Here is an 8,143-nt window from a genome sequence, read left to right on the forward strand (position 1 = left end):
AATTTGTCTTGCAATCCCCACGCTCTACGTTAGTAGCGTGGGGTTGTTGAATGCTGATTAGTGAGTTCCCCTTGCACTAATTGTGCTAACTTTTGGGCGGCACCGGATTCACCTCGGACTGCCCGCAGGCGCGATCGCATGTCTTCTAGTTTTTGGGGATGCTCTAAATACTCAAGTACCAATTGTGCCACATCCTGGGGTTTCAGTTGACCCACGACTTCTGGGACAATTTCCGCTTTTGCCCAAATATTGGGCCAGGCAAATAGGCGTCCTTGTTGCAGAATCAGCCAATTAATCAGTTTGGCAAAGCTTGTTCCTACTCCGGGTAACCGGGCTAACAATCCGGGTAATCCATCCCAAGCCCGCATCGCATCCAGTTGCTGAGTGGGTAATAAGACGATCATTGGTACACCGAGGGAACCTAATTCCGCCGTATTCGCTCCCACTGTGGTTAAGCACAGACAGCATTGGGATAATATCTCATGGGCGGGAAATTCGGTTATAAGTTCTACCGTTACACCACTCGCCATTTTGAGTATTGACTGTAGGGGCGGGTTTAGGGAATTTTGTTTCGCGATTGATGATGATAACTTGGGTTCAAAACCCGCCCTGAATAATGTAGAGACTTCGCTCAAGGAAACCTGGTTTTGAATGTAGGGGCGGGTTTCACTACTATCGTTTTTTGTCACCCGGATATTGCTAAACCCGCCCTCATTCCCCCTATCTCCATCATCTTCTCTATCTCCCTCATCTCCCCCATCTAGGATCACCAATCTCGCCGCCCCCCATCCTAATTTCTGAATCAGAGGATTTTCTTGGGGATCAGCAAAACGGGCTAGGGTGGGTAAATCTAAGGTTGGTGCAACAGGAATCACAAAACGGGTTTGGGGTCTAACTTTGTTAATTTGTTCTGCAATGGCTAACCCTAATGGTACTCCCTGAATCAGTTTAGCGGGTTTTGAGCCTGGAAGTAGACCAATCCATTCAATTGGGGATTGGGGAAGTTTTGAGTGTTGAGTTTGAGGAAGGTAGGGGCGGGTTTCACTATTATCGTTTTTTGTCATCCTGATGTGGCTAAACCCGCCCTCATCTCCTTTGTCTTCCCGTCTTCCCGTCTCCCCATCTTCCCCTCTCGCCACATCTGCCATTAAATCTCCAACTACGGTTAACTTGTGGCGATATTTTTTCGGGGCTTTGGCGATAATATCGGGTTTCATCACCCCGAACCGATCAATCCAGCGATGCCAACGGGCATCCCATTCGGCATAAACAACAGTACGATATTTTAAGCGAGAACCAATAACGACAGGAAAAAACTGATCGCCGCCTAAGAATACCACCACACCGCGATCGCGCCAGTCCCAATTTTCGGCAGTTTTCCCCCAAAGTAAAAAGGGAAAGAAATGCTCTGCCCCTTGCACTCGGTCTACTTCGGGGTAGGATTGAACAATCTGGGCTTCTTTGCCTGTAGCGTTGGGACAAGGAGACAGGATAACCGAGATTCGGAAGACAGCGCGATCGCATCCTAGCTGCTGGCGCAATGCTTTGACTACAGGACGTACCCAGGTGGTGACTTCACCCGGACCATTGGAGAGAATTAAAATGTCAGCATTGGTCATTGGTCATTGGGAAGGGTTTGAGAGCGGTTACACAACGTAACAACGTAACATCGTTAAGTATATATTCGACAGACTTACTTAAAATCCGATTTCAAATCTAAACTCCCCTATAAAATTAGCCAACCTTAGCAAAAATCAGCCAAATCAGTGAGTGCTATTCGTTTTGATCAAGTTCATCTCCAATTTCCCGGAACGCCCCAACCTGCGGTAAATGGTGTAACCTGCGACATTGAAGCGGGTCAACTGGTCGTCATTTTAGGTCCATCGGGATGTGGTAAAACTACCGTTCTCAAGATGGTCAATCGATTGTATGAACCCACATCCGGTGCGATTTATCTGGATGGGGTGAACATCCGCAAAATGAAAGTCACGACGCTGCGTCAGCAAATTGGCTACGTGATTCAGCAGTCGGGCTTATTTCCTCATCAGACGGTGGCGGAAAATATTGCCGTTGTTCCCAAGCTTCTGGGATGGTCACGCTCAAAATACCAGTCTCGCGTTGATGAGTTATTGAAGCTGGTCGAACTACCTCCTCAAGTTTACCGGAATCGTTACCCAGCACAGCTATCCGGAGGACAGCAGCAGCGTGTTGGTGTGGCGCGGGCGTTGGCTGGTGATCCGAAGTTAATGTTAATGGATGAACCTTTTGGTGCCATTGACGCGATTACCCGCCAATCTTTGCAAGACGAAATCTTACGAATTCAGCGTCAACTGCATAAAACGATTCTTTTTGTCTCCCATGATGTGGAGGAAGCGCTGCGTCTAGGGGACAAGATTATGATTTTGCAAAAGGGTGAAATTGTCCAATTTGATACGCCGTTAAATATTTTGACGCACCCGGCTAATGATTTTGTCCGGGAGTTAATGGGTGCTGATGATCTGTTGCGTCAGTTAAGTTTACAGCGGGTGGAGGTGGCAATGCAGCCAGTTTCTCCAGATTATCAGCATCAGGATAATCGTGCGATCGCGCCTCACGAGAATTTGCGTCAAGCTTTATCCCTCCTCTTACAGACAGGAACTCAGAGATTGCCTGTCATGGATGAAGGAAAGGTCATTGGTGTGTTAACCCTGGAGACGATTCAAAAAGCCGCCAAGATGGGTCAAACTTGATAGCCAATTATCTGTCTTATTCGGGGTTTCGGAAAATACCCACTAGGCAAAAAAATAGTGTTACATAGTTTTTGGAATTATCCAATTTAAGATATTACTATGAACAACTCGTCTTTTTTTGATGAACAAAAGGAACAATCACTCGTTAAAGCCAGAATAGTTGAGAAATACTTTTGGGCCTGGGCAAAAGTTATCATTGGATTTTTGAAACAAAAAGAACAAAAGCAAAAGTTGTCAAAGAAGCTGGAACTTGCTTATATTGACTTGTTTGCTGGTCCCGGTCGATATCAAGATGGTTCCGAATCGACACCGTTGCGTGTACTGGAAAGTGCTATTCGAGAACCAGATTTTAGAGAACGCTTGATAACGCTTTTTAATGATGCTGATGCAAATAATACACAGTCACTCCAGAACAACATTCAGTCAATTCACAATATCAATAAACTAAAAAATAAACCCATTGTTATAAACCATGAAATTGGTGAAGAGATAGTTCAGAGGTTTGAACAAGTTAAATTGGTTCCCACTCTATTTTTTGTCGATCCATGGGGATATAAAGGATTGTCATTACAACTTATTAATTCTGTGGTTAAGAATTGGGGCTGTGACTGTATATTTTTCTTTAACTACAACCGGATTAATATGGGATTAGGTAACGATGCCGTAAAAAATCATATAAATGCTCTATTTGGCGAAGAACGTGCGTCAGAACTTCGAGAAAAATTGCAGCTACTAAAGCCAGCCAACAAAGAAATCGCTATTGTCGAAGAAATTTGTGAAGCGTTAAAAGAAATGGGTGGAGAGTATGTGCTTCCTTTCTGTTTTCGACATGAAAATGGCAACCGTACTAGCCATCATCTAATTTTTGTCAGTAAGCATGTAAGAGGTTATGAGATTATGAAAGAGATTATGGCAAAGGAAAGTTCGACAACAGAACAAGGTGTTCCATCTTTTGAGTATAATCCGGCAACAAAATTCCAACCTTTACTTTTTGAACTTTCACGTCCACTGGATGAACTCACAGATATGTTATTAGATGAGTTTGCCGGTCAAACAATGACGATGATAAAGGTTTATCAAAGACATCATATTGGTAAACGGTACATCAAGAAAAATTACAAAGATGCTCTTCTAAAACTAGAGGCTAAAGGCAAAATTACAGCAGAACCATCTAAGCGCCGGAAAAACACATTTGCCGATACAGTACGAGTTACTTTTCCACCAATTTAAGTTGTTTCGTAGACTGATGACGAGATACTGGGATATCTTTTCCCCGTTGCTGTTGGTGTTGTTTCCAAGCTAATGGCATCTCATCCCAAATCTTTCCATCCAGTTCTCTTCCTCCAGCTTTTGGAGTTCTACCTCCCCATTGTTTAAAGAAAAATGCGACATCAAACCTCTGACATTGATCACGAATACTTTGCGCCCACTCTAACTTCATCGGACGATATCTATTTCCCGATTCGCCACCCACAATAACCCAATGAATATCCGTTAAATTAAGATGTAAATCACCGAGAAGCGGTTCACAAGAGAGAAAGCGCACATTGGCTGGAACTTGTCGCAGGGAATCAACCCGATGAACATAGTCCTGATTTTCAACCGATACCCCCATCCAAATATTGTTATGCCATTCTAACTGAGACGCTAATTCAACTAAATGTTCATGTCGTTTGGTCAAAATTTGATAGATATGCTGCGGAGTTTGACCCATCACATCAAACACGTCTTTGAGAAATCCGATAGGCACGTCTTCGTGAAAAAGATCACTCATAGAGTTGACAAAAATGCGACTTGGCTTGCGCCAACGCAAGGGTTCTTTTATGCGTTCCCGATGCAGGGTTAAATCAAATCCATTGGGAAAATTCTGATGAAACCGTTTAGTTAGTGCTTCTGCATAACAATGGGTACAACCTGGACTAACTTTGTTGCAACCAGTTGTGGGGTTCCATGTTCGGTCTGTCCACTCGATACCTGTATGAGTGCTAGCCATATTCTCAGTCTACCCCTAACATTAATAGTCTTTCCTTTGCTTATTTATAGTACCGATGTATTGTAAACTTGTCCAGAGTTATGTGATTTAACTTTTGCCTGTTAATATTTGATAAGTTGCACCCGTTATAATAAAGGTTTGTAAACTGCTGTAAGGTAGCGGTATTAATCGATAAAAACTTTCATAGATGGTGCGTTAAATTTTAGTCTTTTTATCCTGAAATTTGGCTGAAGCGGTGCTGAAATTTATTTTTTGCTCATTAACTGCTATGATTCAATTTAAATTCTAAAGACCTATGTGGCTATTTCAAGACTTTCACCCCCTAGCTGCGATCGCCACAACGCCTACCGCCGCCAAAACCCTACAGCCTCTGTGTCATACAGCCGGGGCGACGTTGTCGATGAAACTGAAGTTCCCCCAGACAAAAAATCAAAACTGCCTCACCGTGCGGCTTTCCGCGATTTTTTAGACGTTCGGCGAGACGTTCTGCGAGCGCTCAAACCACTACGGAATAAGGCTTTAGCCTGGGTGTAGTACATCCGCACGGGGGGAACTTCAGTTGAATAAGTTATGGGGAGATGGGGAAGATGAGGGAGATGGCGAAGATGTTAGCTGTTGGCGTTATTTCTGCCTTCTTGTACTAGAAACTATACCGTTCTTCTGCCCAAGGTTCACCTCGGCGGTGGTAACCATTACGTTCCCAGAATCCCGATTCCTCGTGGTCGAGAAACTCTAAGCCATTAATCCATTTAGCACTTTTCCAAGCGTAAAGGTGGGGAACCACTAAGCGCAGGGGACCGCCATGTTCTGGGGGTAAGGGTTCGCCAAGCAGAGTATGGGCAAAAAAGTTATCCTCACGCACAAACTCGTCTAGTGTCAGATTAGTGGTATAGCCGCCATAGCAATGTTGCATAACATGGGTGGCTTTAGGGTCGAGTTCCACCTGACTCATAAAGTCAGTTACCCTGATCCCCGTCCATTGCACATCCAGTTTTGACCAACGGGTCACACAATGGAAATCCTTGGTGAAATCATGTTGAGGCATTGCCATCATATCTGACCAACGCCAGGTTTTGGGTGTAGCCAAACCCCAAACCCGAAATTCCCACTCATCAATGTTAACGTCGGGAGTCTCACCATAAGTTAGAACCGGGAAGCCCTTGGTCAGGTATTGACCTGGAGGAACGCGATCGCTCTGTTCTGGTTCTGGTTTGTGGAAAAATTTTCCGATCATAGTTCAACTATAAAATTTATGACTTGACGCTCCCAACCTAGAGTGTAGAGACGTATCAGGCTACGTCTCTACTCCCCCATCTCCCCTCCATGAACGGAGGTGTTCACAAACTCCTCCACCCTACACTAGGCTTCTTCTTCCTCTTCTTCTTCAGTCGGATAGACAAACGTCGAACGTCCACTCAAAACAGCCTTACCCAGAGAGAGGGCTTTCTCCGCTTCCAATGATGCTTTGCGTCTCCAGTTAGCTCTGCGTTTGTCTCGTTTTGACTTTGATGTTTTCTTCTTGGGTACAGCCATGGTTGTCAGTTAGCGAATTTTGCACAGCCTTTCCATTGTATGCCATGACGCCAAGGTAAACAGGTTCTAGGGCAAACCAGCTTTCTAAATACCTGAATATAACTTGTGTTAACTGAGTTAAGAATTGTAAAAAGCCTCAAATCCCTTATACCATGTTCCTCAATCTCAACCATCAACTTGAGTTTTGTCCGACTACTCAGTCCTATAATTGACAGTCACCGCCTTATTGGTAACAAAGGCAAAAATGTTATGCTATCAGCCTTCTATAGCCCAAGCAGATTTGCTGACCTCTTCCTGGCGGAAGCGACTTAACTGCAATGTTAGGCTGAGTAAGCCAATGTAAAGATTGGACAAAGATTGGGGATAGACCTAGACACAGGGATAGAAAACCTATCAAAATATACCTAGTGTAAAACAATTCTTTTGAGCCTTCGACCACGCTCAGGGCAGGCTTTTGATTTGTGACTAGGGGCGGGTTTTATTGATAAGTTATCGGTTTGATACTGTCCTAAACGGCTTAAACCTGCCTCTACACTATAAATTTTGATTTCCCAGGTAGCATTACTAGTCTATGTAAAGGAAGCTACCACTCATTTAATCGTTCACTCACTCTTTAACTTATGTTTTCCATCTACATTCTGACCCACAACGAGGAAATAGATATTGCGGCTTGCATTGAGTCAGCCCAGCTATCGGATGATGTTATAGTGGTAGACTCCTACAGCACAGACCGTACTGTAGAAATTGCCTCCCGCTACCCCGTTCGTGTCGTGCAACATCAGTTTGAGGCTCATGGCAAGCAACGAACCTGGATGCTAGAAGCGATTCCCACAAAGTACCAATGGGTTTATATCTTAGAAGCAGATGAGCGAATGACTCCTCAACTGTTTCAAGAGTGTTTAGCGGCAATAAAACGCCCAGATGCGGTTGGCTATTATGTAGCAGAACGAGTAATGTTTATGGGGAAATGGATTCGCCACAGCACCCAGTACCCCCGTTACCAAATGCGTCTTTTCCAAAAAGGAAAGGTTTGGTTCACAGACTACGGTCACACAGAACGGGAAGTTTGTAATGGATCAACCAGTTTTCTGCAAGAAACCTATCCCCACTATACCTGTAGTAAAGGCTTGAGTCGTTGGATAGAGAAGCACAATCGCTACTCCACCGATGAAGCGGCTGAGACAGTCCGTCAGTTAGAACAGGGAAATGTCAATTGGTGGAACTTATTCTTTGGTCGATCAGAAGTTGAACGGCGTCGAGCGCTCAAAGATTTATCCCTACGTTTACCTTTGAGACCCCTGTTACGGTGGATTTATATGTATTTCTTCCTGGGTGGTTGTCTGGATGGCAAAGCAGGAATGGCTTGGTGTACCTTACAAGCGTTTTATGAGTACTTAATTTTGCTGAAAGTCCAAGAAATGAAGCAAATGCCACCCTCTCATCGGTCGCCAGCTCATCAAATGACTGTCCTATCAGATGTTAAGGCTTCTGAGGTATCTAATAATTATCATCTACCTCCGATGCAACGGAAATTAGCTTCCACCATTAAACCTTGAGATAAAGGTAGACATACACCATATTTGATCTTTAGTCAAAAATATATCAATAAACTATTCTCCGTTTAGAGATTATCTATCGATTCGGAGAATAGTTTATTTTATGTAGGGCTTGCTGCATGAGTTTAGATGGTATACCACACAAGGGTGGAAAGCCATTTTTTTACCCAATAAGTGCTTTCGTTTTGGTGTATCTTCGGTCAAAAACCTTGCACTTTTACCTAAAAAGCAGCATCTCCCTCATCTTCCCCATCTTCCCCATCTCCCCCATCTCCCCCATCTCCCCCTCACCCCCTCCTGACAGGTGTAGGTTTTTTATTTTAGGGTGGAGA

The 8,143-nt window shown here is 44.1% G+C and carries 8 protein-coding genes; 4 read left to right on the top strand and 4 right to left on the bottom strand.

Translation table 11 applies throughout. The features are described 5' to 3' along the window. Positions 1-29 precede the first annotated feature (29 nt). On the bottom strand, positions 30-1,619 hold the full coding sequence (locus tag ACLFWI_RS22180; protein WP_446414721.1) for a lipid-A-disaccharide synthase: 1,590 nt from the start codon (positions 1,617-1,619) through the stop codon (positions 30-32). Positions 1,620-1,766: 147 nt separating this feature from the next. On the opposite strand from ACLFWI_RS22180, the gene ACLFWI_RS22185 reads away from it, so the two are divergent. After that, positions 1,767-2,729 (top strand): ABC transporter ATP-binding protein, encoded by a 963-nt coding sequence (locus tag ACLFWI_RS22185; RefSeq protein ID WP_446414722.1) that lies wholly within the window; start codon positions 1,767-1,769, stop codon positions 2,727-2,729. A 99-nt stretch (positions 2,730-2,828) separates the two neighbouring features. Further along, positions 2,829-3,959 (top strand): three-Cys-motif partner protein TcmP, encoded by a 1,131-nt coding sequence (locus ACLFWI_RS22190; protein ID WP_446414723.1) that lies wholly within the window; start codon positions 2,829-2,831, stop codon positions 3,957-3,959. Here the strand turns inward: ACLFWI_RS22190 and ACLFWI_RS22195 are convergent. Next, positions 3,940-4,722: a DUF5131 family protein gene (locus ACLFWI_RS22195; RefSeq protein ID WP_446414724.1), complete on the bottom strand. Its 783-nt coding sequence runs from the start codon at positions 4,720-4,722 to the stop codon at positions 3,940-3,942. The two genes, ACLFWI_RS22190 and ACLFWI_RS22195, sit on opposite strands and share 20 nt — an antisense overlap. Positions 4,723-5,017: 295 nt before the next feature. On the opposite strand from ACLFWI_RS22195, the gene ACLFWI_RS22200 reads away from it, so the two are divergent. Then, positions 5,018-5,191, top strand: coding sequence for a hypothetical protein (locus tag ACLFWI_RS22200; RefSeq protein WP_446414725.1), 174 nt, complete (start codon positions 5,018-5,020; stop codon positions 5,189-5,191). 171 nt (positions 5,192-5,362) lie between these two features. On the opposite strand, the gene ACLFWI_RS22205 is transcribed toward ACLFWI_RS22200, so the two are convergent. Together ACLFWI_RS22205 and rpmF are read right to left on the bottom strand one after the other, a co-directional pair. Next, positions 5,363-5,956: a sulfite oxidase-like oxidoreductase gene (locus ACLFWI_RS22205; RefSeq protein WP_446414726.1), complete on the bottom strand. Its 594-nt coding sequence runs from the start codon at positions 5,954-5,956 to the stop codon at positions 5,363-5,365. Positions 5,957-6,081: 125 nt separating this feature from the next. Beyond that, the gene (gene rpmF, locus ACLFWI_RS22210) at positions 6,082-6,255 is read right to left on the bottom strand and encodes a 50S ribosomal protein L32 (RefSeq protein ID WP_006101025.1); all 174 of its coding nucleotides are present in this window, start codon (positions 6,253-6,255) and stop codon (positions 6,082-6,084) included. A gap of 620 nt (positions 6,256-6,875) precedes the next feature. On the opposite strand from rpmF, the gene ACLFWI_RS22215 reads away from it, so the two are divergent. Next, entirely contained in the window at positions 6,876-7,811 is a 936-nt protein-coding gene (locus tag ACLFWI_RS22215) for a glycosyltransferase family 2 protein (RefSeq protein ID WP_446414727.1), read from the top strand. Positions 7,812-8,143 lie beyond the last annotated feature (332 nt).

Source organism: Coleofasciculus sp. (genome assembly GCF_046539235.1).
In the GTDB taxonomy this organism is placed as follows: domain Bacteria; phylum Cyanobacteriota; class Cyanobacteriia; order Cyanobacteriales; family Coleofasciculaceae; genus Coleofasciculus.